The sequence below is a fragment of the Paraburkholderia fungorum genome, assembly GCF_902833645.1.
Taxonomy (GTDB): Bacteria; Pseudomonadota; Gammaproteobacteria; order Burkholderiales; family Burkholderiaceae; genus Paraburkholderia; species Paraburkholderia fungorum.
Genome location: NZ_CADFGE010000013.1, coordinates 267016 through 289940, shown reverse-complemented (window position 1 = coordinate 289940; position 22925 = coordinate 267016). Strand labels below are relative to the sequence as shown.

The following is a 22925-nucleotide window of genomic DNA, read 5'->3' as shown; positions in this document are numbered from 1 at the left end:
TGTGGCGACGTCAGGCCGCGAGGGCTTCCCTGACACTGGTCTCGGCGACAGCCGTCTGAGGCGTCATGGTGAAATCGCACGTGACGATTTCGCATGTCGGGCTTACGCCGTGCCATTCGTTTCGATACATGGTTGTGTCTATGCCGCAGTTCGCTCCGAGCTCGATTGAAGTTTGCTCGATGAACTGACGGCAGTTGTCGCCTATTTCTTCGCGGTAGCACTGCACACCGGAGTAGCGAAACGGCGCGGAGGCCTGCGGCACGATAAATGTGCCCCAGTCTGCAAGGCGAGACGCGAGGTCAATGACCTTGTAACCAGAAAAGCGTCCCGAGATACCGTCCCCGGTAAGCATCTGCCTTGATACGGCCGAAAGGCGGATTGGAGAATGCAGCGTCGAAGTGGCCAAACTGCTGCCACCAATCACTGAAGACGTCGGCGTGGACCCACGTCGCGTCAGGCATCACCTTGCGGCCAACACGAACATACTCTTCACAGCGTTCAACGCAGACGATCGTCTCTGCTTTCCCTTCGCATGCGTAGGCGAGTGATCCGATTCCAGCGCACAGGTCGACGACCGCGTTGCAGCCGCCTGGTACCTCGATGGAGAAGTCACGCGCGAGGCCAGTAGGGGTAAAAAACGCCCCGGTGAGCGAATTGAGTTGACCGGCACCTTCCTGATAATTGTGGAGAATGAACAGACGCTCGTCGTGGGTCAAGCGGCGCTCGAGGCTGACCAGTCGATCGATTTCGGTCATGGCTTTCGCCTGGGCTTTCGTGAGTTTCATGGAGTGTTTTCCTGTGGGATGGTGGTCGCTGCCCGGTCGAGAGCGACCCGTCGGATAGGCCTTGCGCAGGAAATGCACATCCAAAAAAAATCCCCGGGTCACGTGAGTGAGATCCGGGGGTGTGGGTTGGCGACCGAGTCGCTAGAGAAGGCGCTTGTTCAGGGCACCTTGCGGAGGATTTTCCTGATGCTCGATGCGCACAGTGCCGTACGCATACCAGCAGCCGCGCGGATCGAGCTCGCAGGCCAGTTTCCGGACGGCGTCGACCTTGAGGATGGCTGCCAAGTGGTCGTCCGGAAACGGCCCGAGCAGTGGCCACCACTGACGGCCGCCTGATCTCACTGCGCTCACGTAGTACAGACCGGGCTTGATGTCCGGCGTTTGCACGTCAGTGGCTCCGGATTGCCCTTGCCGAGTATGGGTAGATTCGATCATGTGATTGCCTATGCAGAGATGGATTGGACAAATCGCGGTGTCTCGAGGACGACGTTTCCGCGGTAGTGTTCGAGGTAACGATCGAAAGCTTCGTCGCGGGTCTCGTCCTCGTCGATTTCGTGGAAACCAAGGTCCTGCACGAACTCCGGACGCATGGAACCGATGACGCGCTGGTGGTAATAGCGGACTTCGTTGTCTTCGCCGGCGAGAAGCTGCTCATGAACGCGGCCCTCCTCGTCGTCTTCAAGCGGCGTGGTGTACATCGGCCACAGTTCGAAGCTCGGAGTGAGTTCGCAGCAGTGAACGGCCAGCCCCGCATCGAATAGGTACGTGCGGTAGATTCTTCCGCCGGCGCTGGCGACGAGGTCGTCGCTGCAGTAGCGTGTCTCGTCGAACACGACAGCTTTGAGATGCATGTTGGTCATGAAAATCTCCGATGGATAGCCCTCGCGGGCGGTAGTCAAGGTGACCGGAGATGTCCTTGCAAAAATATGTTGGCTTGATGCAATGCGGGCCCGGCATGGACGCGCAGGATCGCGACCCGCCACGGGCGCGGCGTCGCGTGCGTGGAAGCGCAAATTAAAAGAAAAACCCCTCGATCCGTCAGTACGGATTGAGGGGTTGTGGGTTAGCCCGGAATGGGGCGAGTTCAAACAAGACCGAGTTCGGCACACTCGTGATACGCCTCGGACCAGATATCCCGTTCGATGCTTCGATACGTGTTTTCGATGTCGATCGAGTACTCGCGGTCGGCCTTTTCTGCGGCGTCTTTTGCCTCAATCCAATCGTAGAAGGCGGCCTGATAGTTGCCGATCATGTCCTCGAAATGAGGATGCGCCACAAGAATCCTGATCGCTCTCCACTCTGCAATTCCGAACAACCTCTGCAGATCCGGGAAGGCATGCAGAGTTCCGCCGGTAGCTATCACCCGAAGGACGTAGCGACCAGTCGTACCCTCAAACCGACGCAGGAGCTTTCGCGGCAAACATTGCTGAGCCAGGCCGATGCAGGCTGCCTCGACTTCGAACAGTACACGGCCGGATTCTCCATGTAACGGCTTGTCCGACGTGTTCGCGAACCGCAGGGTAAGTTAGGGGTCGCACCACACCGGGAGCGGCAATAGCCGCACTCGCAACACCTTCAGGCAGACAATCAAAAATCCCATGACGCCAGATAGCAGTGCTGCCCATCTTCCGACGCCACTGAAACGAAATGCACGGTATAACATGACGATTCCTCCAGTTTGGCCCGCACACCGGGCTCGATGACCACGACCGGCAGCCGGCATTTAAAGAGGTTGGACGTGGACGGTGACCCAGATCCCATTCAACTTAACGTCAGTAAGCAGTGAGCCATTCAAACGATAGACGCGCGTTTCCATATTGCGATCTCCTTGTGAGAGCCCGGGCGACCGGGCGATAGACTGAGTACAAGGCGATGTCGCACCGAAAAATACTCGGCTCAGGTATGTCACGAGGCGGCGGGCACGAGACTTGACGTCAGAATGAAAAACCCCTCGATCAGCGAATGCCGGTCGAGGGGTGGTGAGTTAGGCCGTATGACTGGCGGCCGACTTGTCGACCTGAGTGTCGAATCTACGCGGCGTCGATTTTCTTCGGTGCAGGATCCTGTTTGGACGGGCCGAGGAGCGCGAGTGCGGAGCGTGCTATCGCACGCAGCTCTTCGCAGTGCATTTCGATGGTATTGCCGTCACGGTCAGTCATGTTGGCGATGCGCTCGAAAGCTTCCTTTGCGTCGGCACCGAAGTCGGCGAGACGCGCCATGTTGATGAGCTGCTCGCGTGCGTAGTTGCGATCGCCGCGTTCGTATAGAGCGAGAAACGCGTTAAGCGTGCCCGCCCACGTCATTTTGAGAGAGATGCTTTCCATGGTTTTTAGCCCTTGGTGAGGATTGCCCTTGAATCAGGGCGGACGAGAATGCGCTACCAGTGCGCGATCAACCGAGCACGCGAGATGGCTCGCCAAAAAATAGGCGTCTGACGGGAGGGGATTTCATGCGTGGATAGGCTAGTCTGCGTCGGCCCGGTACATTCGCACCCGAAAAAAAAGCCCGCACTCTCCGAAGAGAGCCGGGCGTTGGGTTGGGAATTACGCGGGGACGGATTCCAGTTTTTCGACCACGTTCAGGTGGCCGTGGTCCGACACTTCGAGGATATAGCGGGTACCCAATGCCGACGAGGTATCCACATAAATATCCGAAAGCAGATCGTTCAACAGATCCGTCGGCGTGCAGTGACGGGCTTGCTTGATCCAGCGTCGATACTTGTCGAGGCACTCGTCATGCCAGCTTTCGTCGAATCGATCATCGCAATAGAAGTCCTCGAACTGCTTGACGCCAGCACCCGGTCGATTGACTGCCTGGGGGCTGTAGACGGTGAGGTGCCGCACGTCACCATCGGCGCAGACAGCAATCTCTTCATCGTCAATGACCACTACTCCCCAGATACCACTGATTCGGATGGCATCGCAGATCCGGAGATCGAATTCCCACGAGAAGATGTCGGATCCCGCAATACTGCCAGGGTTCACCAACTCGTGCAGAACATCGAAATCGTCAAGCTCCGGTGCATTCAGCAACCAGTGACCAGCGGGGAGGCTCGATGAAACGACGGCTGCGCCGATAGACTTCACATAGGCCAATTTCAGTGCACACGCAGGGTCGGATTCGAGATCCACATAGCAGCTGCCAATCACGACCTTGCGTTCACCTCGATCGAATGCTTCCCGGAACAGCGGTTTCGCGTCCCGCGCTGATACATAGACGCGTGGGTCATGTCCGTCCGAGTAACACAGCAGCGCCTCGATCTCCGAGAAAACGTCAGCGGGAACGACCGGATGATCGCGTAGCACGTCCGTAGCATACTTGCATGCGACATTCCAGTACGTGCTTGCAAAATCCAGCGTAGCCATTGTCTTCTGGAGATCGGCCAGCCTCCGATGGATAAGGTGGCCAATGTGCTGATTGATCTCCGCCAACTTTTCCTCCGCGTCGATCAGACAATTTCGATCCGGCAGCTTGGCCTTGAATTTCGCGCTATCCAGGTGAACAACGACATGCGGAGCTCGGCAGTGCGATGAGCCTGCAACCAGGATACCTTGTAGAAACACGCAAACATCGGACGAGCCCAGAGTAACGTGGGAGAGGTCCTTGATCCAGACAGCGCCGATCGGTGTCTGATCGAACGTTGTGGCATCGAGAGCTTCCGGCCGCGCGAGGGCCACGCCGTTGAAGATGATCGGAATGGGATAGCCGCGGGCGATGGACTGCAGAGCCCCCTCCATTCGCGTTTCGTCAAACGACAGTTTGCTGAGCGTCAGCCGTGTGCCGGTTGTAATTTCACCGGTTACAACTGGTACCTCCACCATGTCGAGGAGCGCCCGGGTGGTTGCTTCGAGCCGTTGACCACGCGATTCCACCGTAAGACGCTCACAGGCAAACAGCGCGCTGGTGAATCCCATGCCAAAAGGATTTTCGATAGACCGCGTCTGATGATTCCATCCGCTTTCGGCGATCGTGAACAGGTTCTGGAAGTTCTCGATGCCGTGACCGTCGTCGACCACCGTCAGATCTTTCCCATCGAGCGAAATTTCGACTCTGGTCGCACCGGCGCGGCGGCTGTTCTGGATGAGCTCCACAAGGAACGTCGAGAAATTTGAAAACGCAAACTTCAGGTTCTTGACGAGGTTTGCTTCGTTGACTTCTACGCGTACCGCTGACGTCATGTTGAATCTCCTGTAATGAACGCGCTGCTCCAGCGCAATAGACCGAGCCCAGGAAAAGCTTCGCCAAAAAGAAGTGGTGAGGCAGACGACCGGAAAAGGAAACCCCTCGACTGCGGCTGCAGAGCGAGGGGCGGTGAGTTGGCGCGAGGTCGGTGCTTCGCGCGACCTTAGAGCATTGAGGAAACTCGACTGTTGTACTGATTCATCGCTGGTGTCCAATGACCGGCTGACTGGATACCCCGGCGATCGGCGATTTCGATGATGCTCTCGGCGATCGGATCGTTTGTCCCGGGTATGGGTGGCGAGATACGATCAAGCGCGAATGCGACAGGGTTGCCATTGCAGGGTTCGTTGAGCAAGGTAGTAACCGCCACTGATCGACCGAGCAACTGTTTCGACATGTTTCCCAGTGAGTATCCAGCGTGCTCGCGTAGTCGGACAGGCGCGTACATCACAATGGTGGCGTCGGTACGTTCATTTGAGAGAAAGGAGTTCGCGCCGAGTCGGCGGGCAATTTCTGGTACCAGGTGCCAGAGAAAGCGGGCTTCGTAGGTGATGTCAGTGGGTTGAAGTTGAGGATTCGCCTGACGGATTTGCCTCGAGAGGCGCAGTAGCTCTGCGGCGAGCCAGCGATCCGTCAACGCGTAAAGGCGGTCGATGGTGCGGCGGTGCTCATCGAGTGCTGCTCGTGTTTCGGGGGAAAGGGCCAGTCTGAACATGGGTTCTCCGGTAAGTGAGGTGGTCGTAGCGCGGAGATATGTGCGAGCCAAAAAATATTGTGCGAAAAAAACAGGCCTCGCACGTGTGAATGCGAAGGCCTGTCGGTGAGTTAGCGAAGTACGTATTCGCCAATTTGTGCATCCCATTCTGCGCCGACCCTTGCGGGGCTTTCGCAGGGAAGGATGACGTTTCTACCCGTTTCGGTGTCGACCCCTTGCGATACGATCTGTCCGGACCTTCCGGTTTTGGGATCTTCTTCAGTGGTAACGATGACGATGATCATGGTGCCTCTTCCAGATAAATCGATTCGCTATTGAACGCCGAGCGCATGGCGCAGGATGGCTTGTTGCGCCAGTCTGCCGAGCTGATCGCCGTGCTTCTCACCCGCACGATAGAACCGCATGACAACGTTGATTTGCGGCGCGGTGAAATCGGCGGGTACGTTGCCATAGTGACGTTCATAGTCTTCACACCAGATTTCGATATGGGCACTGCCGGCGTGCAGAACTGCACGACAGCTATCTGTCCCATCGATGAGTTTGTCGCCCGCTTCGGCGTCGAAATACATTCCCATGACTATTCTCCGTTGACGGCAAGATCCGACGTCACATGCAGGACCCACGACAGAACAGACGTGCGGGTTGCCAGTTCCACGCGTGCCTCATCACCAACGCGAGGGAACTGGGCAAGTGACAGGTCGCTTTTCTGAAGAGCGGTGTTGAGCTCGGTGAGTTGCTGCGCGAACAGGATTTGCGCCGTCTTAACGTCGATCAGTAAAGCCTGAGGATCGAGCTGGTGGACATTCTTGAGTGCAGGAAGCATCTCGAGCACCCAGGTCAGGCATTCGAGTCGAGTGAGGCTGTCGATGGCGGCAAGAACACGAGCGTCCGAGTTCGCTGACTGATGCGATGCGACAGCTTGTTGGGTTTCAGTGAGTTTGAGCTCAAAGAGCGTCAGGATGTTTTCCAGTTTTTGGGCGAAAGAGAGGTCGCTGTCTGTGTGGAGCGTGTTCATTTCATGTCCTCGTAGGGTAGTGACCGAAGTGGGCCGGTGGCTAAGCGACTGGTATGTGGAGCAGGAAAATATGTGCCCGTCCGTGTGCGTTGTGAAAGCTATACGGAAGGTAAGCAGCGGACCTGCGCGGTAAACGGCAACCCCGGAAACCCCCATCCAGCGCCTTCGGCTCGGATGGGATGGAAGGCGGTGCTAACGCTCCGCCCGGGAAGCCGCTGCGCGGCGTGGTGGGCGGTCGAGCCCGCCCTTGACGCTGCGCCGTTCCGGCTTGCAGCCGGGTGGCCGGCCGCGAGGTTTCGCGTCCGGCCACCCGGCTGTTTCACGTCAAGGTCGGACTCTCTCGCCGTGGGATTGCGCTTCGCGCACAGGAAGGCGCTCCACGCCTTGGGGAACGCGCTTCGCGCGGGGTTAACGGCCAGGTCCATCCTGAGGGGCATCCTGAACACGGGGAGCTACGGTGGCACGAACAGAGAACCGAGTCGGGCCGACATGAGCGCGCGCAAGCTGTCGCGCGCTGACCTGTACATGCGTTTTGGATGGCAAACGACAGCGTGGCGTGGCTACCATTGGTCACCGAACCCATTGAGGTGTCGGAGACCGACGCGCCGCGCCATCCAGCAGTCGAGTTCGGGTTGCGCGACGGATGTCGGATCGACGATAGAGTCGTCGGCATGTTTGCCAGACAGGTCGACCGGCAGAAGGGTTTCCCTCATCACGGTTTCTCCTTGATACATTGGCAGCGGACTCCGCGCGCTGTGCGGCCGAGCTGCGGACGGTGCAGGATGCGCGGTCGCGCCCTGAAAGTGGATGTGCCTCGCGAGGATCCGCCTGCCGAGGGTCGACATCCGACGAGGATGGACCTGAATTCACGGCACCCGCTCCACCCTGCCGACAGCGTTACCTGGAGCCAGCGTGCCCCTTTGCCCTGTGGATCTCCCTGATGGGTCCAAGCGTCTCAATGTCTTCCGGATCGACCCGGCGCCAGTGGTTTTCGCCGACGATTTGATCGCGATCCCAGCGGAGAACACGATGTGCGTCCACTTCGACGCACACCATGTGGTGTTCCGTGATTCTGGCCCGAGCCGCCAGCGCGAGCGCATCATCCATGTCCTCGGCGCGCTGCAGACTGCTTACGCCACCATTGCTCGTGATGCAAACCTGAATCGCCGCGGGAATTTCGGCCGTGGAGTTTGGGCGGTCACCCGGTCGTACGAAAATGACGCTGTTGTAGTTACTCATTGTCGTCGTCCCATGGATAGTCGATGTCCTCGTCTGACAGCCCGCTTGCGTCGCTCCCGGCTTCCCCATATAGCGCTTCGCGTGCTTCCCGCACGGCTTCGTGCACGTTACGGGCGGCCTCGACGAGCTCGCTCTCATTCGCACACACCCTGAGCGCATCGGCAACCAGAGGGGGCATCGTGCGAGCAGTGCGGAATAGCTGATCCAGCAGGTCGGCTGCATACTGTTCGTAGATCATGCTGTTTCGAGTCCGTGCCCGCAGGCCGGCTTCGACAGAAGCGATGGTTTCATACGTTGTGCAATCGATGCGCACTTGGCCCGCTGCGTTGCACAGCGCGGCAAGACATCGTTCCCGTACGTCCTCATCGGCACGCTCGAAAGCAATTTGTGCGGAAACAAAGTCCGCGATGGACCTGACATAAACGGAGACATTTGCCCTTGTCAGCTCAATGAACTGTTGCATGCCCGGTCTCCTGAATCATCGATTGCTGCTCCTCGGAGAACTGGTGTTCAACTGTGCACGTGCGCGGATTGGAGGCCTGATCACGCTGGCGAAGGTGAGCCTTTTCAGGATGCCCATAGGTCGGATCCGCCTCGTATGAGGATGGACCTTTACCCGGCGCACAACGGAGAAGCCAGTTGCCGTGAACCGCATCGATGATGCACAGCGCGTGCACCACGGTAGCCGTCTCATGGGGTCGCTCGGCAAGCATCCCGTCCGTTCGGCCGCTCCTCGACCGTGACGCCTTCATCCGGGCGCTCAAACTGGCCGTCCGGTTTCGGTCATCTCAAGTGCGAGCGGCGCCGGTGCCGCCGGCAATCCACCATGCAGCCTGGCTGTTGTCCCGTTGGCAAATCCCTGTATCCGGGCGGCAAGCGGATCAACGTGGCGGGCGACAGCCCGCGCTCGCGGCGTCATGCTGCTCGTGTCCGCGTAGTGCGCGCGCATGTATCCCTCAAGCCGCATCGCGCCAAGCTCGCTCACCCCGGCCGGTTGAACAAGTCGACGAGCGGCGGCGACCCACCCCTCGCAGAACAGGTCAGCGCGCGCTGTCCGGTTACGCGGCAAACATCGCCGGAGCGTTGCGGCGACATAGTGCGCGCGCGCCGCGCGTAGTTGGCGGGCGAGCACCGTGAATGCGTAGGAGGCAACCTGCTCGGCCGGTGCCACACCGATGAAGGCATAGCCTCCGATAATTTTTGTGCCTGATTCATTCAACCGCCTGGTGAAGACGATCTCGCAGCCGAATGCCCCGGCTACCATGCTTGCCAGCCGGACCTCGAAACGGGCCGGGCGCGCACTTGCCGAGCTTTTCACCCACGCCTCGTCGACACCCGCATCCGCAAGTTCGTACTCGGCGATCTCAAACCCGGCCATGAGCTTCTGCGCCTGCCGCAAAGCGGCCGCGGCCTCATGCGCCTCGGCTGACCGCGCCAGATTCAGGCACTTGCGGATCTTTGCAACTGCAGTCTTTCTGTCCATCGCCGCGCCTCACCTGGTTCGCGCTCGGTGGCGCAACGTGTGATTGAGAATCGCAACCAGGCCGGCATGCCAGCGCTGACCGCTCTCTGACTCAGTTTGCTTTCGAAAGCCGCTGCTCGAGCTCGTCATCTGACAGGTCACCCTTCGCCATGCTGCCGTCGATGAAGAAGGTCTCCGGTGTCACCTGCACAGGATGGTCCTGCATCCAGGCCTCGATGCGGCCGAGCTTCTCATCGCCTGCTGCGCACTGCGTCGGCGTCAGAGGATTGCCCTTCTCCCTGGCCTCGAGCGCCGCGACCGGGTCAGATGAACAAAGGATGGTCAGCGCGTCCTCGCGCGAGCGGGGACCCAGCAACCCGGTCACGAGGATCTCCTCGTACAGGTCTTTCCTCCCGGCCAGGCGGGCTTGCAGATCCCGGCAGTACGGACAGTTCGGGTCGACCACAACCAGGATGTGCCTCTTCGCATGCACGTCCCCGACCTTCAGCGTCAGGTTATGAGGAAGATCCCTGGCGAAGTCCACGCGCTGCAGCGTGGTGATGCGCTCCTGCGTCAGCCGCTCGCGCGTGGATGCATCAATGATTTCGCCGGCGACGAGATATTTTCCGTCGGCGCTCACATACATGAGGTCATGACCGACGGTCACCACCTCGTAGAGGCCCTTCACGGGTGCGGGTTGCACCGACTGCGCGGCGATGCCGCTCGTGGCAAGCGCCGCACGCACCGCAGCGAGAGGATCTTCCTTCGCCTGAGCTACCGCGAATGAAAGAGAAAGGGACGCCGCACCCCACAACAGGAGGCACATCCTGTGTGCTTGCTTCATTGCTGGAATTTTCCGCAGATCAGGTGAGAGTACTGGCAGTAGCGCGCCGCTTCTGGCGAGATACCGAGCGATTTCGGTAACGGCGGCAGCCCCTTGGCCACGATGTGACAAATCTGCGGCGGTTGTGTCACACGGTAACCGCGCGCATCTCCCTTCTGATCGTCGCGCAGTTCTTCAAGACGTCCGTGCTGTTTGAGCAATCGCAGGCCGCACCATACCTGCTTGGTGTGGTACCCCGCCGAGACGACATCGGGATGCCCGCACACCTGGTCGAGCGTCACCCAGCGGGCGTCAGAGGGCAACTGGGCACACAGTCGTTCAACTACCTGGTACAGGTACTCCGAAATAACTGGTTTGCGGGCCACGATAAACACTCATTTTTTAAGTACACGTCGCCGAATTATGTATCCGTTTTTTGTTTTGTCAATCTTGACATGATGTTTTATACCACTAGCCGATTTTATTTTTTGTCACGGGCCGGGCCGTCGGTTCTTTAACCAACCGGCTATCGGATAGCATCACCGCATGACTACGCCACCCGATACCTCTGAACGGCAGACCTTCACAGCGAGCACGGATGCCGGCCCTGCCCGTCAACATGATCACGATCGGCAGGCACGCATTGACCGCGCCCTGTCAGTCGACGCCGAAAAGCCCGACCGCCCGGACAACTGGCGTGCACGCTTTCAGCAGAATGTCGACCGGCTCGCTGAAACGCTTGTTGAGATCGACGAGCAGATTTCCGAGACGAACCAGATGCTCCATCGCACTCAGGGCGTGCGCGCGGGCAAGATAAGTGTGCGGTTTCTCTGCCTCCAGCGCTTCGACCGGGACAAGGCCACCCGTGACCGTGTCCCTGCCGTTGTGCTTTGGCACGGAAGAAAGGGACAGCCGGCCACCCGGTATCGGATCATTCCTCGCAGCGAGCGCTACGTGCGGCTACGGCGCAAGGGCGCAAATGACGAAGCCACCAAACAGCTCCTGCGCATGCTTCAGGAACTGATGGCGCAGCGCGCCAAGGTCGAAGCCTGCTATGTGCGGCTCGCGGCGGCCGCCACCCAGATCTGCGGATCGACTCACAACATGCTGAGGCGTATGGAAAGCTCGCTTAACGAGCTCAACGCCAGGTTTATCGAGCGCGACTACGCCCGCGCCGATGACAGGCAGCCTGGCGACGACGTCTGACTCTCCGCTATTACCGCGACCCACCCTCGGGGGGCGACGCGCCTCGCAAGGGCTCGACACACATCCGCATTTTTTAAGAATCCGGATATCCCTCACCGGCCAATTCCAGCAACCAGCGCCTGGGCGGGCGCCGGGCGAGGTGCCTCCTTCCGGGGAGCCTCCTGCTTTGCCCTCAGGCCCATCGACGCAACATCCGCATTTTTTAAGAATCCTGACGCTTCCCCCGCTCTGGTCCCTATCCGTGGAGCGCAAGCTGCCAGCCGCCCGCCCATGTGCGAACACCCCCTTCTCAGGGCAGGCCTTATCGAGGTCGTGCAGCCGAGGCGTCTACCCTTATGGTGCGACAGTGTCTTCCCCAATGGCTTCCGCTTGGATCGAGCCGATAGCCCCCGCCCGCTCCCCATTTGGCACCCGGCGTCTACCGGTTGGCCGGCTGCGAGCAGGCTATCTCTGTCTTTCCATCGCAAAGAGTCGTGCGGCCCCCATCGCTGGGAGAAAGCGGGCAATCCTTGCTTAGCCCACAACCGGTTCCGTGTGGCGCGCACATAGCCGGAAACAGGTCCAGCCTCAGCCTATCCGGGTGGCAAACCGGCAACGTCCTCGCCCTTTGCGTGGCGCGCAGCGCAAGCAGAAAAAGGCAACGACCGTCCAGTTATTATGTTTAAGGCGCTTTCGGCTTCCGGACCGACAGTTATCTTCGCCGCCCCCTTCCAGAATGGCTACAAAACCCGTTGCGTGGCCACCTGCGGCGACGGGCGGACCACCCCTGCCCCCGGGGGTTAGAACCCGTTGCGCGCCGGCCTCAGACGCTACCCACCAGCGGCTTCAACACCCTCTCCGCGCCCTACGGAATGATCCAGAGTGTGTAACACAACACTTTACCGGTATCGAAAATCTGCTGTCGTACACGACAGCCTTCGACGTGTATGGCCTCACATTCTGACGTGTCACAAAACAAAATCCTAGTTTGGTATTTTAAACCTGTGCTAGATTATCCATGCGCAAGAGCAGCACTTCACTCCTACAAACTCACGGGATCAGAACAGCATGAAGGTATCCGTCGGCATGGACATCGGCCACTCGGCCCCCAAACTCGTCTGGGCAAGCACGCTCGAGCCGCATCAGCATCAACAGGATTTTTTTCCCACAGTCGTTTGTCCCGCGATCACACTCTCGGATGAAGGCACGCGTCGACGCGCTGCGCGCGAGACCGTCACGTTGAACGGCCGGGATTTCTTCTACGGCGAAACCGCCGTCAAGCAGGGTCGTGCGCAGTCGTACTCGGGGCAGGAGAAGGACTGGATCTTTACGGACACTCACGATGTCCTCGTGATCGGCGCCTTCAGGCGTACCGCGGAGGCTGTTGAGACCACGACCGGATACGCGCCGAACCATTACGAGCTGATCGTCGGACTCCCACAGGCGTGGTATGAAACCCAGCGCCGCGAATTGAAAATGCGCGTCACGCAACTCGTTGAGCCCCTGTTGCGAGTGGGGCAAACCGTCAACGTCCGGGCCCAGTCACAACCGAACGGCCCACTGCAGGAAATGATTTTCCTGGCGGATGGCCGTATCAGTGCGGCGCACGATTTCGACCGGGAACGCTGGGGCGTCATCGAAATCGGTCAGCACACGAGCGATTTCATCCTGACCGACGGCCCCGATTTCATCGAGTCGGCATCCGGGTCCTGCGTCGGTTTCGCCGCCGTCTATGAGCGCATGACGGCGATCCTCCAGAGCAAGAACCTCCCGTTCGATCTCGGATCGGTGGATCGCGCTATCCGTGAAGGGGAGCTGACTGTGTACGGCAAGAAGATTAACCTCAGCGCCGAGCTCGAGGAGGCGAGCGCGCAGTTGCTGTATATCGTGCGTGACGAAGCACAGCGGCGCTTCGGCGAAGCGGCCTCCTCGCTCAACGGTGTGATCGTCGCCGGAGGCGGTGCGCCGGTTCTTTTCGATGGCCTGCTCGAGGTCTTTCCTCATGCCGTGATGTCACCCGCGCCGCGCTTCTCGGTTGCAGAAGGCTTCTGCAGGTACGGCCTGTCGAGGTTCAACCCCTAATCAGAGGGATCACCTCCATGACCAAGCCACGGCCAAAATGGCAAACAACGCTTCTCATCGGCCTGCGCGTGCATTTCAAATCATACCCGGATGTCCACACGTTCCTTCATACTATCAAGGATGGGGACGTCGGCGCCGTGCTACGCGATATCGTCCGCACGCACATCCAGCAGACCGGCCACCGTGCTGGTGACCCGAACTACCAGAAGGAGGTTGCCATGTTGGGTATGAGCAACCTTCTAGACGACACGATCGCGGCGGCCAACACGAGTGACAGCACGCCCCGGCCCGCCGCTGCGCGGACCGGCACAAGCCAGTCGCGCGTCGCGGCGCCGGCTGTTCAGCCGCAACCACCAACCCCGGTGGCGCCAATACCAGTGGCGGCGGCCACCTCTCACCCAGGCCTCGCCAGCGTGCCGGCGAAACCGGACCCGGCGGGGATGCAGGAGCCTCCTACGCCTCCGACCGAGGAGCCAGCTGCAGTGCCAGCCAGCAGACCGCCTGGCATTCTCAGTCGCTTCAACGACGATTAAGCCGTCGCGCAGGACACGAACACCCGGACCAGAGCGAACGATTTCAGCTGCCGATTTGGAAGTTCGTGTTCCAGACCGGCGGAGAAGACGACCCGCAACCTTGTACCGATAGCGATGCCGATGTATATCGGCTTCGCATATCGCGCGAAATCTCCGCAGGAATTATCTGATACGGCACTTTGCCACTACATTCGCCTCTGGGGAATTGGGCAAGGAGAGTCCGTATGCGCTGGAAATCAACCGCTTTCGCCACGTTGGCAGGCTTCGTGGCCTTCTTGTACTGCGGCACCGCTTTCGCGCAGAACGCCAGTTCGACATTCCCGGTCTTCTGGGTCGCAGGTGATCCACAGCAGGTGGCCAATGCCTTTCAGGGACTGGCGGCCTTCTTTGGTAACGGCAACAGCAGCTCCGCCGTGATGACTGGCGGCTTGCTCGCGGGTAGTCTTGCCGGACTCATCGTTGCGCTCTTCAGCTCCGCGACTCGCCAGCAGTTCATGCTCGGCCCATGGTTTGTCAGCACGGTCGTCACGATGGCGATGTTCAGCAGCCAGACGACCATCACCGTCAAGCCGTTTTTCAGCGACAACGGCACTACCGTCACGCCGCAGAACATCGTTGTGAATCATGTGCCGATCGGCGTGGCCTACCCCGCCGGCATCGCAAGCGAAATGACGAAAGCCGTATCCGACGTTTACCTGCAGTGGTTTACCGAACCCGGCGATGGCGGCGTCAGCGTGCAGGGCACCTCAGGCCTGCTCTCCCCGCTCAAAATGCTGCTCAAGCTGCAGGAGGTCTACGACTGCTCGCAAAGCAACACGACTATTTGCAACAACCTCGTCGCGTACATGAAGTATTGCCCCGTCCAGACTTTGGCCAGTCAGTCCATGCAGTCGAACACCGGTATCAGCGACGTGCTCAACAACAGCCCTGGCGGCACACCGAACGGCCAGCTCCAGGGCACGACCCAGTTCTACCAGGTTACCACCGATTCTTCCGGGAACCAGACCATTACCTCCACGGCTGTGCCATGCAGTCAGGCCGGCCCGCAGATCTACCAGGCGATGGCCACCTACATCGACAGCGATTCATTCACGAGCGACGTGCTCGCCAGGTCGTCATCCGCAGAACCGGATGGCCCATCGACGGTCGCCGCGGCCGACACGATGCTTAATACGCTGAGCCAGAACATTGCGGCCACGGCACAGAGTGCAAACGCGACGATGACCGGTAATGGACAGCAGCGTGACGCCACGATGATGAATCTGGTCTTCAGCCCCATCTTCCGGGCTGCGCAGCAGGCCTCGCTCGATCAGAGCCAGGCGGCATACACCTTTACGACACTCATGGGTAATGCCCGTAACAAGGCGATGATTGACACGGCAGGCGAGGCATCGCTTTTCGAGTCTTTCATGACGAATGCGATGAACGCCTTTTCGTTCCTGTTTGTAGCGCTCACGCCGATCGTCGTCATCGTCGCGATAACGATGGGGGTCGGCGGGTTCAAGATCTACGCGGCGTGGTTCCTGATGGGGATCTGGAGCCAGGGATGGCTCCCGGTTGCCACTGTGCTTTCCTACTATGTGCAGACGTCGTTCTGGTCACGCCTTCTTGCGTTTGCATCGAGTCCGACCATGTCGCCGGCAAGTATCGATAACTTCTATACCCAGGTGAGCAGCACCATCTATGCCGGATCAACCATGATCGGGGCGACTCCAATCATCACGCTCTCGCTCCTGACCGGGTCGGTATACACCTTGACTTCCCTGGCTGGTCGCGCGACAGGCACTGGTCGCGACTACATGGATACCGACCGCAACGACGGCAATGCGTACAACCTCGCCAATGCCGACGCTGCCCGGCAGCAGGTTACGTCCCAGGGGCTGGAGTTCGCTAACCAGAACGGTGCCGGCGTTCAGGCGATGACCTCGGCCATTGCTCACGGTGCGACCGCCAACGCCGGCGCGATAGTCCGTGGCGACGTGGCCACCGCCGCCACGATCGAGTTTGGCCAGGGGCTGAGTAATACCTTCCGGGCAGGACAAAGCGCGCAACTGTCAGCAGAGACTGCGCACCAGCGGGTCCAGTCTCTCACCGACCAGTTGCAGCAGCTGACGTCGCAGCGACATTCCGTCGGTCTGGACGTGAATGGTGGTGGAGATCACACGCACGGAACCAGCACAGGAAACGACAATACGGCTGGCCAAAACAAGACTCTCACCAATGTCAGGGGCGAACATGTTGATAAGGCAAACCAAGCTTCGGTAAGTGGCACTGCCGGCTTGAAGGTGGCCGGAATAGGAGGCGGCGTCACCGCAAGTGCAAGTAGCGGGCAGGGTACGACCAACGGACAGAGCGGAGCGGATTCCAAAACTCAGGGCAACCAAAACAAGGTTTCCACTGACGATAAGTATTCAACCACCGACGGTGTCCGTTTCTCCGACAGCCACTCCCTTGACAATCAGATTAGTCACACGCGCACCGCGCTCGCACAGGCGCAGCAAGCCGAGAAGGAAGCTTTGCAGCGTAACCAGCAATTTGCACATGACGCACAGAGTGCGATGCAATCGGGGGCAAAGACTTCGGTCAACGTGGCCGATCTCGCCACCATGGCCTATCAGACCAGCGACCCGTCACGCATCGGCGATGCCGTCCGCAGCGCGGTATACAGCGACGCCGTGCAAACCGCGCAGGGTCTGGCTCGAAGCGGACAGATCGCTGACAACGCTGAGAGCGTCGTGAACAAGGCGCAGGAGATTACTAACCAAGCCCTCGCCGGCGCCGATTTCTCGAAAGCCAACAATCTTTCGGCTATGCTCTCGCGCGGCGTTCTCAGCAGCGACTCCGGGGTGCATACCGCTGCACAAGCCGGTGTTGCCGCCCTCGCGAGTCAAGCCGGAAGAAGCGGCCTTGCCGAAAGCATTCTTGAAAAGTCCAGTCTCGACCGGTTCATTAGCCAGACTGAGGCATCTCCAACAAATTCCGCGCTCAATCGTGTGGCAATGGGCTCGACGGCCCTCGACGCCGCGCCGCTCAACCCGGCAAGCGGACCACTCGGAGCACCGGGCGCATTGCCCGGTGGTGGCGGATCAAGTTGGATGGGCGGCGGCGGTGGCTTCGGGGGCGGTTTCGGCGGCAGCGGTGGCACTCTCTCACCGGGATCCACCCCGCCGCTCTCGCAGGAAATTGCAAACGCTGCTAACCAGATGCATCTGCCCGCAGGCTCACGTGATGTTGCGATGGCCGAGGCAAGTCGGATTGAGCACGGGCAGGCAAGGGACCAGATCAGTCTCGACAAGCGCACGCACAACACAGAACAGTACGACCCCAAGGGTGACGTCACGCTCCTTGATGCAAAGAACGAACCGGCCGATCACGGCCTCCCGCCACGTGCCCCGTCTCCGTCATCACATGCTACGCAGGATACTGTCAATATTTATGATCGCCCGCTTCATCCGGCACGCAAAAACTGATACTCGGAAGCGGCGTGAGCGCGAAAGTCCGTGCCCCATTTCGGCGCGCGCCAAAGCAAAAAGCCGCCATAAAAGGCGGCTTTTCGCGCGATGTCTTGGGCTGGGGGTGAGAACGCTGGACCCCACCCCTCATGGTCACAACATCCAGTGACCATCGTCGCTGGCATTTGTGTTTATGCTCGTGCTGTCGTGAGGAGCAACCCAACGATAGCGCTCGGTCGGCTGTACATCCTGACCCCGAACATCATCGTCGTCAGCGGCATATTGCTCGACCGGCACGCCTTCGCTTTTGCGCGTCATAAGCCGGTAGACGATGTATGCAATTGCCAGAATAAGAAGAAACGCACCCATTTTTTCACCCCGTCTTCGCTTTGTCGTTTCGAGATCACGATTCCATTCTAATCGCTAGTCGCTCGATAGCAAGGGCTTCGGGGCAAGGCTCACCGGAATCTGCAAAACGGCGCTCATCCTCTTCAAGGGGAGACCTGAAGAAGGCATCACCTCGTTATGCACGACAAAAAGCAAACGCCCCGCAGACCAAAAGGCATGCGGGGCGTGTAGGTTGGGGTTAAGGCGCTATGCGCCTGATTGCCTGTGTCCAGAAGCAAACCGAAAACTGGCGCTAGACACTCATCGCCGCAGCACGTCGTTGCACCACACCTTGATATGTCACGATTCCGAGGATCCTGTCGAACGCCTCCTCTGCCGCACGCCCGTCACCGATCACGGGAACGCTGTCCGGCATCGCTGAATGCCCAACCGGTTGCGACAACCTGCCCCAGTTTCTGATCACCGCCGCGCATATACCGCACAGCTTCTTCAGATCGGTCGTTTGCGCAGCCAACGACTCTACCGCCTCTGCCGGATAAGCGCCTTCGATCGACGCAGGATCCGATCCGTGCAACATCCGCACGACGTCGCGCGTGAACCGGTCGATGAATGCTCTTTCACCCGGCAAGACCGATACTCCGTCGCTGTCGTGTTGCAGCAATACGTCCGTCACGAGCCCTGGGATGTCATCAGGACGGCCTTCGCCAGGAAACATCACCGGGATATAGGCCGGTCCACGCGCACTCGTCTGGGCGAGGTTGTACAAACTCACCGGCAAAGTCATACCGGCATTCCGGGCGTGGACTTCCGCCTCCCGCACTTGCCCCGCTACTTCCCCTTCGGCCACGCTCATCCTGCCGAAGGGATGGAAACGAATTGCCGTGCATTCCTGCTGTTTCGCGGTCACAGGCTCACCGCGGCGCAGAAACATCTGATACGTACCCCAGGCGTTGGACTCGGAGCGCAGCGCTTCCTGCTGCATCCACAAGAGCGGGATATTGGTGCCCTCGTAAGGTTTTCCGTCTGTTACGCGTACAGGCAAACCACCGAGACCGGCCCACGGATGAGTGCGCTGGATGCGTCCGAGCATCCACTCTCGCGCCCGTTGCACCAATCCCGGGATGTCGTTGCTAACTGCCATGGCATACCTCCTACGTTAGTTGAGTCGAAACTGTCCTCCGGATGCTTTCAGTTCCGCGTTAGATTCCATTGCGTAAGACATGCCAGACGAAAAAAAACCCGTGCATCCTCAAATGAACGGGTAAGGGCTTAAGCTGGGTAGACGGTCAACTCGAGCGCTTCAGGACGCCTACCAGAACGGCCTCGATCGCAGCCCGGTCCGCACGGCCAACGCGAAACAGAAAAGAGGACCTGAGGGTGGCGAGCAGATTTTCCCGCTGGCCATCGAGCACCGTAGAGAAGCTTTGCAGTAACGTGCCCCACGCCACAACGATCCGGGTCGAAAGCACCACAGAGAGGTCGCCCGATTCATAGGATTTGCGCAGCGTTTCAGCCAGCTCCACCATGAGCTTGACCACCGACGGATGGAGTCTGGGTGCATCGGCAACGAGGATGCGCGTCTCCTCCTCCTTCGACAGATACCCGACCTCAATACCGCCCCGGAAGCGGTCGAGCAGTGCGTCGTTCATCCGCTGGATGCCGCGGTAGCTACTTGCATTTTCGCCATCGAGCGCGTTGCCGGTTGCCGCTACCCGAAAGTCAGAATGGGGCAACACACGCTCGCCTGTCTCGGGGATGAGGAACGAGCCACCATCGAGTATCGTGTTCATGCCGCCAACCTGACCAGGGTCGAGAAAATTGATCTCGTCGAGCAGCAGGATCGCCCCTTCCTTCATCGCGCGGATTGCTGGCCCATCAACCCAACCCGTGCTGCCATCGGAATTGATCGAAACCCTCCCGACGATCTCCTGCAGCTCCAGCGACTTCGAACATGCCACGCGGATGACACCCCAACCCAGCCGCGCGGCGAACTGCTCGATGAAGCTGGTTTTGCCCGCCCCGGTGGGGCCACTCAGCATCAGGTTATCGAACAACCCGCTGATCCATGCCTGCCCGATCTTCACGTGGTCCTTGCGAAACAGGAAATTGGGATTGATGGGCGGGGTATCCGGCCCGGCGACCCGAAGCGGAAAGCGAGCAAATTCGCGCATCTTCGGCGGCACATCGAACCCAAAGAGTTCATCGGCAAAACCATGGGACGGCCCGGGGGCGTTTGCGGCCGCATCGGCCAACTCCGCAGGTTGCGACATCGCGCCTGTGTCGGAGTAGCTCACAGCAGTCTCCCGATGTCCGCCGAAATCAGACGGCGCAGACTGTCGCGACCAGGGAATTTTTCGTGGAGCTGCGCCAGCATACGGTTCACCACCCCAGTTGAAGCGAGGTCGTGGAATGATCGGCCTCTGGCGCCGGTGCTGGCAGATCCGCCAGCGGCAAGCCCTGCGCATCAAGCTGCGCGAGCACCACCGACGCGTCGCTACTGCGTTTCACGACGAGCGACTGCAGATCCTGGGCGTGGGCGCCCGGGCCGGTGGCCCGATTTGCCCGGTAGACCGTGACGCCACCAGCCGTAATCGGGTCGACTCCGGCCGGATACAGTGCGGCAAGACGGGCCCTTGCCCCCTCGAGGACTTCGGTCGCTCGCTCGAGCTGGCGATGTGCAAGCAGCCACTGGTGCGCCGCCTGCTCGAAACGACTGCCTGCCGGCGGCACATTGTCTACGACGGCTTCGCGAAAGCGCCGCGCGCGCTCGAGGAGATCGTGTTGCACCTCTTCGTCCGGACTGATCTCCAACGTGACTGCTTCAACCATTGCCCTATCCTCGGTAGGACAGGCGAAGAAGAAGGCTCTCTGCACCTGCCGGTCGGCACACAGCAACTGCCACTGGATGCGTGTCGCAAAACGATCCGGAACTTGGCCTTCCCGCACCAGCTGATGCTCGCCCTCATCGAGCAGCGTGAGTACGCAGAGGCTGTCCATCGCATCGGAGAGCCCGTCGAGCGTGGCGGCCGCCCAGCGGTGTTCCGTTGACACGATGCACGCCGGCCGTACGACTAGACCACGTGCCTCGGCGAAGCGCGCGCGTAGCTGTTCCTGGCGGCCGACACGTGCCTGGATCGCATTGTCGTCTGCCGGCTGGCGTGGCGTGATTCGGCCCGTAAACTCCTGCCACAACCGCTGAATGTTGGTCCCACGCGAATGACCCGCGATGATCACCGCGGCGGTCTCAGTGATACGTGGCCCATCCGGCAAATCGTGTCCCGAGCGCCATGCGTGCCACGCGGGCGAAAACGGTTCTATCTGGACAATGTTCATGGTCGAAGTACAGTGAGGAAGTGAGGCAGCTGCTGTCGCAAAGGGTAAGGCAAAGCGGCTGGGTTAAATAATGCCGCGGCGCTGGTCGATGGTCCGCGCCCGCCTCAAAAAGAAAAAAGCCACTCCGAAGAGTGGCCTGTGGATTGGTGGTCAACGACGTCAGTCAGCCGACCTGCAAATGCAGTTTTCCGTCGTCGCCAACGTAGAGATCGCACCCGCCCACCGCATGCGCTGCTCTTGTGAGCCTCTCTCCCAGTTCTCCCAGCCCGCGATCCCAGAATCCAGCGCCATGTCGGTTTCGTGTGAGCCAGAAGTCGTGCCCTGCACTCGCCTCCCCGAGGACAGCCAGATCTGCCGCGTTCTCCTGCCAGAAGCGTTCACAGTCCTCGCTCATACGCTGTTTCGCCTCGGGGCTGAGGTCGTCGGCTGAATACTGGTTATCCATTGCCTCCAGTCCATCCAGCGACGTGCTCCAAAGTGCGGCCGCGATGTACGCTTTCACCATCAGTTCAAGGTTCATGAGTCGCCCCTTCAAACTACGACAGCGATCGTCGCGTGCGGTCCGGCCGCACGGGCACGATCGTATCGGCTGAAACACTTTCTGTTGCGGATTTGCTGCATGGTTATCTCCAGAAAAGGCGCGATTGGCGCCGGTAAAGGGCGAAGCATCGGGAGATGACCGTGCAAAATTAACTGTGGCCGGCAAGGCAACACCCTTTGCCGGGTGTCTGAGTACGCTGAGACAGAACAAAAAAAATGCCGCCCCAAGGTCGGAGCGGCAGGCAGCAGAGCAGATCAGTGAACGGTGACACGCTCCCCCGCGTCGGGAAAGTCGTTCAGGTGATGCTCCTCGATGTGCTGCAGAACGGTGTCGGGATGGAACACCGCGGTGAATGTGCCGCACCCGTCGAGAATGAGGTGCAGGCTCTCGCCCTGGGCGTCACCGAACCGGAAAAGGCTGGTATCGCTGGCAAGGCGGATGGGGGGGTTAAGCTGTGAAACGAGTTGGTCGGGCAGTAGCGATTGGGCTACCTTGAGAAGGTCGAAGTCGAGGCGTGAACGAGCCGCCATGAAGGGTTCTCCTGGAGTATCTGGGGATAGGGGGCTTGGTGCCAGGAGATTTCCCGCCAAAAATTATTCGCCGCCGGCGGGCAAGAAAAAACCCCGTGCCAGTCTCAAGGACCGGCAACGGGGTGGTGGGTTGGCAACAAACCGGCTAGCACGGGATGTGTCGCGGCCGAAGTGCAGCGATTTCGCTCCGGCCTTTGCGTGAAACCGCGCCGAGGCTGGCGTGCCAAGGGCGGGACACCTGCCTGGCCTCCCTCTGGGAAATCCGGCAAAGATGGAGGACAACGCGGACCGTGTGTATATCAATGGTTCGTGTCTGCATCACGCGCGCTCCTCTTCCTCACGCGCACCGCGCATGCCGTCAAGAACACCTGCGCACATCATCACGATAATGCCGAGCCACACCGCCCAACGTACCAGTACGGGCAGCAGCGCCTCCAGACCGCGCAATTCCCACGCAATAACACCGAACACAGCAATGAGCAGGAACGTCCTGATCGATATTCCCGCGTTAGCGATCATGGTGGCCGGAAACCCAACCATGAATACGCCGGCAGCCCAGAGCAGCGCGAACAGTGGAGGGGTGTAGACAGCAGACATGGAATTCTCCTGGTAAAGCCCGTGCCAGCGGGCGAAGGTCATGGCCTCCGACATGCGTGGGGAAAAACAATGTCGGCGACATTTTTTTCTGCACGCCATCTCC

28 protein-coding genes are annotated in these 22925 nt (G+C 59.8%); 5 read left to right on the top strand and 23 right to left on the bottom strand.

Annotated features, from left to right (window positions below):
* Nucleotides 1-299: 299 nt before the first annotated feature.
* The 4 genes from HWX91_RS40550 to HWX91_RS32590 form a co-directional block, all read right to left on the bottom strand.
* The gene (locus HWX91_RS40550; RefSeq protein ID WP_049814033.1) at nt 300-785 is read right to left on the bottom strand and encodes a class I SAM-dependent methyltransferase; all 486 of its coding nucleotides are present in this window, start codon (nt 783-785) and stop codon (nt 300-302) included.
* Between the two features lie 141 nt (nt 786-926).
* Nucleotides 927-1220 carry a hypothetical protein gene (locus tag HWX91_RS32600; RefSeq protein WP_127837884.1) on the bottom strand — a complete coding sequence of 98 codons (294 nt, stop codon included), beginning with the start codon at nt 1218-1220 and terminating at the stop codon, nt 927-929.
* A gap of 8 nt (nt 1221-1228) precedes the next feature.
* A complete protein-coding gene (locus tag HWX91_RS32595) occupies nt 1229-1645 on the bottom strand; it encodes a hypothetical protein (RefSeq protein WP_028197183.1) in 417 nt (138 codons plus the stop codon).
* 224 nt (nt 1646-1869) lie between these two features.
* The gene (locus tag HWX91_RS32590) at nt 1870-2061 is read right to left on the bottom strand and encodes a hypothetical protein (protein WP_045707080.1); all 192 of its coding nucleotides are present in this window, start codon (nt 2059-2061) and stop codon (nt 1870-1872) included.
* Between the two features lie 60 nt (nt 2062-2121).
* Between HWX91_RS32590 and HWX91_RS32585 the strand changes: the two genes are divergently transcribed.
* Entirely contained in the window at nt 2122-2274 is a 153-nt protein-coding gene (locus HWX91_RS32585) for a hypothetical protein (protein WP_156034531.1), read from the top strand.
* Nucleotides 2275-2815: 541 nt separating this feature from the next.
* Here HWX91_RS32585 and HWX91_RS32580 read toward each other — a convergent pair.
* The 12 genes from HWX91_RS32580 to HWX91_RS32525 all read right to left on the bottom strand — a co-directional run bounded on the left by HWX91_RS32580 (nt 2816) and on the right by HWX91_RS32525 (nt 10607).
* On the bottom strand, nt 2816-3109 hold the full coding sequence (locus tag HWX91_RS32580; RefSeq protein WP_042275210.1) for a hypothetical protein: 294 nt from the start codon (nt 3107-3109) through the stop codon (nt 2816-2818).
* A 219-nt stretch (nt 3110-3328) separates the two neighbouring features.
* Nucleotides 3329-4963 (bottom strand): ATP-binding protein, encoded by a 1635-nt coding sequence (locus tag HWX91_RS32575; protein WP_028197181.1) that lies wholly within the window; start codon nt 4961-4963, stop codon nt 3329-3331.
* A gap of 167 nt (nt 4964-5130) precedes the next feature.
* Complete coding sequence (locus HWX91_RS32570; protein ID WP_028197180.1) at nt 5131-5682, bottom strand: hypothetical protein; 552 nt, start codon at nt 5680-5682, stop codon at nt 5131-5133.
* Nucleotides 5683-5792: 110 nt separating this feature from the next.
* Complete coding sequence (locus tag HWX91_RS32565) at nt 5793-5966, bottom strand: hypothetical protein (RefSeq protein ID WP_156034530.1); 174 nt, start codon at nt 5964-5966, stop codon at nt 5793-5795.
* 27 nt (nt 5967-5993) lie between these two features.
* Nucleotides 5994-6257: a hypothetical protein gene (locus HWX91_RS32560; protein WP_028197179.1), complete on the bottom strand. Its 264-nt coding sequence runs from the start codon at nt 6255-6257 to the stop codon at nt 5994-5996.
* A gap of 2 nt (nt 6258-6259) precedes the next feature.
* Nucleotides 6260-6697 (bottom strand): hypothetical protein, encoded by a 438-nt coding sequence (locus HWX91_RS32555; protein ID WP_028197178.1) that lies wholly within the window; start codon nt 6695-6697, stop codon nt 6260-6262.
* A 560-nt stretch (nt 6698-7257) separates the two neighbouring features.
* Nucleotides 7258-7410 (bottom strand): hypothetical protein, encoded by a 153-nt coding sequence (locus HWX91_RS32550; RefSeq protein ID WP_156034529.1) that lies wholly within the window; start codon nt 7408-7410, stop codon nt 7258-7260.
* 184 nt (nt 7411-7594) lie between these two features.
* Nucleotides 7595-7936: a type IV pilus biogenesis protein PilI gene (locus HWX91_RS32545; RefSeq protein WP_049814032.1), complete on the bottom strand. Its 342-nt coding sequence runs from the start codon at nt 7934-7936 to the stop codon at nt 7595-7597.
* The gene (locus tag HWX91_RS32540; protein ID WP_028197177.1) at nt 7929-8399 is read right to left on the bottom strand and encodes a hypothetical protein; all 471 of its coding nucleotides are present in this window, start codon (nt 8397-8399) and stop codon (nt 7929-7931) included. Before HWX91_RS32540 ends, HWX91_RS32545 begins: the two co-directional genes overlap by 8 nt.
* Nucleotides 8400-8696: 297 nt before the next feature.
* A complete protein-coding gene (locus HWX91_RS32535) occupies nt 8697-9419 on the bottom strand; it encodes a DUF7168 domain-containing protein (RefSeq protein ID WP_042275206.1) in 723 nt (240 codons plus the stop codon).
* 91 nt (nt 9420-9510) lie between these two features.
* Entirely contained in the window at nt 9511-10242 is a 732-nt protein-coding gene (locus tag HWX91_RS32530) for a DsbC family protein (protein WP_028197176.1), read from the bottom strand.
* Nucleotides 10239-10607, bottom strand: coding sequence for a hypothetical protein (locus HWX91_RS32525; RefSeq protein WP_127837885.1), 369 nt, complete (start codon nt 10605-10607; stop codon nt 10239-10241). Before HWX91_RS32525 ends, HWX91_RS32530 begins: the two co-directional genes overlap by 4 nt.
* Before the next feature lie 160 nt (nt 10608-10767).
* Between HWX91_RS32525 and HWX91_RS32520 the strand changes: the two genes are divergently transcribed.
* The 4 genes from HWX91_RS32520 (at nt 10768) to HWX91_RS32505 (ending at nt 17491) form a co-directional block, all read left to right on the top strand.
* On the top strand, nt 10768-11427 hold the full coding sequence (locus HWX91_RS32520; RefSeq protein ID WP_028197174.1) for a hypothetical protein: 660 nt from the start codon (nt 10768-10770) through the stop codon (nt 11425-11427).
* 1065 nt (nt 11428-12492) lie between these two features.
* Nucleotides 12493-13488 carry a ParM/StbA family protein gene (locus HWX91_RS32515; RefSeq protein ID WP_102857307.1) on the top strand — a complete coding sequence of 332 codons (996 nt, stop codon included), beginning with the start codon at nt 12493-12495 and terminating at the stop codon, nt 13486-13488.
* Between the two features lie 17 nt (nt 13489-13505).
* Nucleotides 13506-14021, top strand: a complete 516-nt coding sequence (locus HWX91_RS32510; protein ID WP_029673802.1) for a hypothetical protein — start codon at nt 13506-13508, stop codon at nt 14019-14021.
* A gap of 224 nt (nt 14022-14245) precedes the next feature.
* The gene (locus HWX91_RS32505; RefSeq protein WP_028197172.1) at nt 14246-17491 is read left to right on the top strand and encodes a conjugal transfer protein TraG N-terminal domain-containing protein; all 3246 of its coding nucleotides are present in this window, start codon (nt 14246-14248) and stop codon (nt 17489-17491) included.
* A gap of 135 nt (nt 17492-17626) precedes the next feature.
* On the opposite strand, the gene HWX91_RS32500 is transcribed toward HWX91_RS32505, so the two are convergent.
* The 7 genes from HWX91_RS32500 to HWX91_RS32470 all read right to left on the bottom strand — a co-directional run bounded on the left by HWX91_RS32500 (nt 17627) and on the right by HWX91_RS32470 (nt 22864).
* Entirely contained in the window at nt 17627-17842 is a 216-nt protein-coding gene (locus HWX91_RS32500; RefSeq protein WP_028197171.1) for a hypothetical protein, read from the bottom strand.
* A gap of 271 nt (nt 17843-18113) precedes the next feature.
* Complete coding sequence (locus HWX91_RS32495; RefSeq protein WP_081833090.1) at nt 18114-18962, bottom strand: ArdC-like ssDNA-binding domain-containing protein; 849 nt, start codon at nt 18960-18962, stop codon at nt 18114-18116.
* Nucleotides 18963-19107: 145 nt separating this feature from the next.
* A complete protein-coding gene (locus HWX91_RS32490; RefSeq protein ID WP_052660748.1) occupies nt 19108-20115 on the bottom strand; it encodes an AAA family ATPase in 1008 nt (335 codons plus the stop codon).
* An 85-nt stretch (nt 20116-20200) separates the two neighbouring features.
* On the bottom strand, nt 20201-21154 hold the full coding sequence (locus HWX91_RS32485; protein ID WP_028197169.1) for a YqaJ viral recombinase family protein: 954 nt from the start codon (nt 21152-21154) through the stop codon (nt 20201-20203).
* A 163-nt stretch (nt 21155-21317) separates the two neighbouring features.
* Complete coding sequence (locus tag HWX91_RS32480; protein WP_052660747.1) at nt 21318-21674, bottom strand: hypothetical protein; 357 nt, start codon at nt 21672-21674, stop codon at nt 21318-21320.
* Between the two features lie 275 nt (nt 21675-21949).
* Nucleotides 21950-22225 carry a hypothetical protein gene (locus HWX91_RS32475; RefSeq protein ID WP_028197168.1) on the bottom strand — a complete coding sequence of 92 codons (276 nt, stop codon included), beginning with the start codon at nt 22223-22225 and terminating at the stop codon, nt 21950-21952.
* A gap of 318 nt (nt 22226-22543) precedes the next feature.
* Nucleotides 22544-22864 carry a hypothetical protein gene (locus tag HWX91_RS32470; protein ID WP_102857308.1) on the bottom strand — a complete coding sequence of 107 codons (321 nt, stop codon included), beginning with the start codon at nt 22862-22864 and terminating at the stop codon, nt 22544-22546.
* Between the last annotated feature and the right edge of the window lie 61 nt (nt 22865-22925).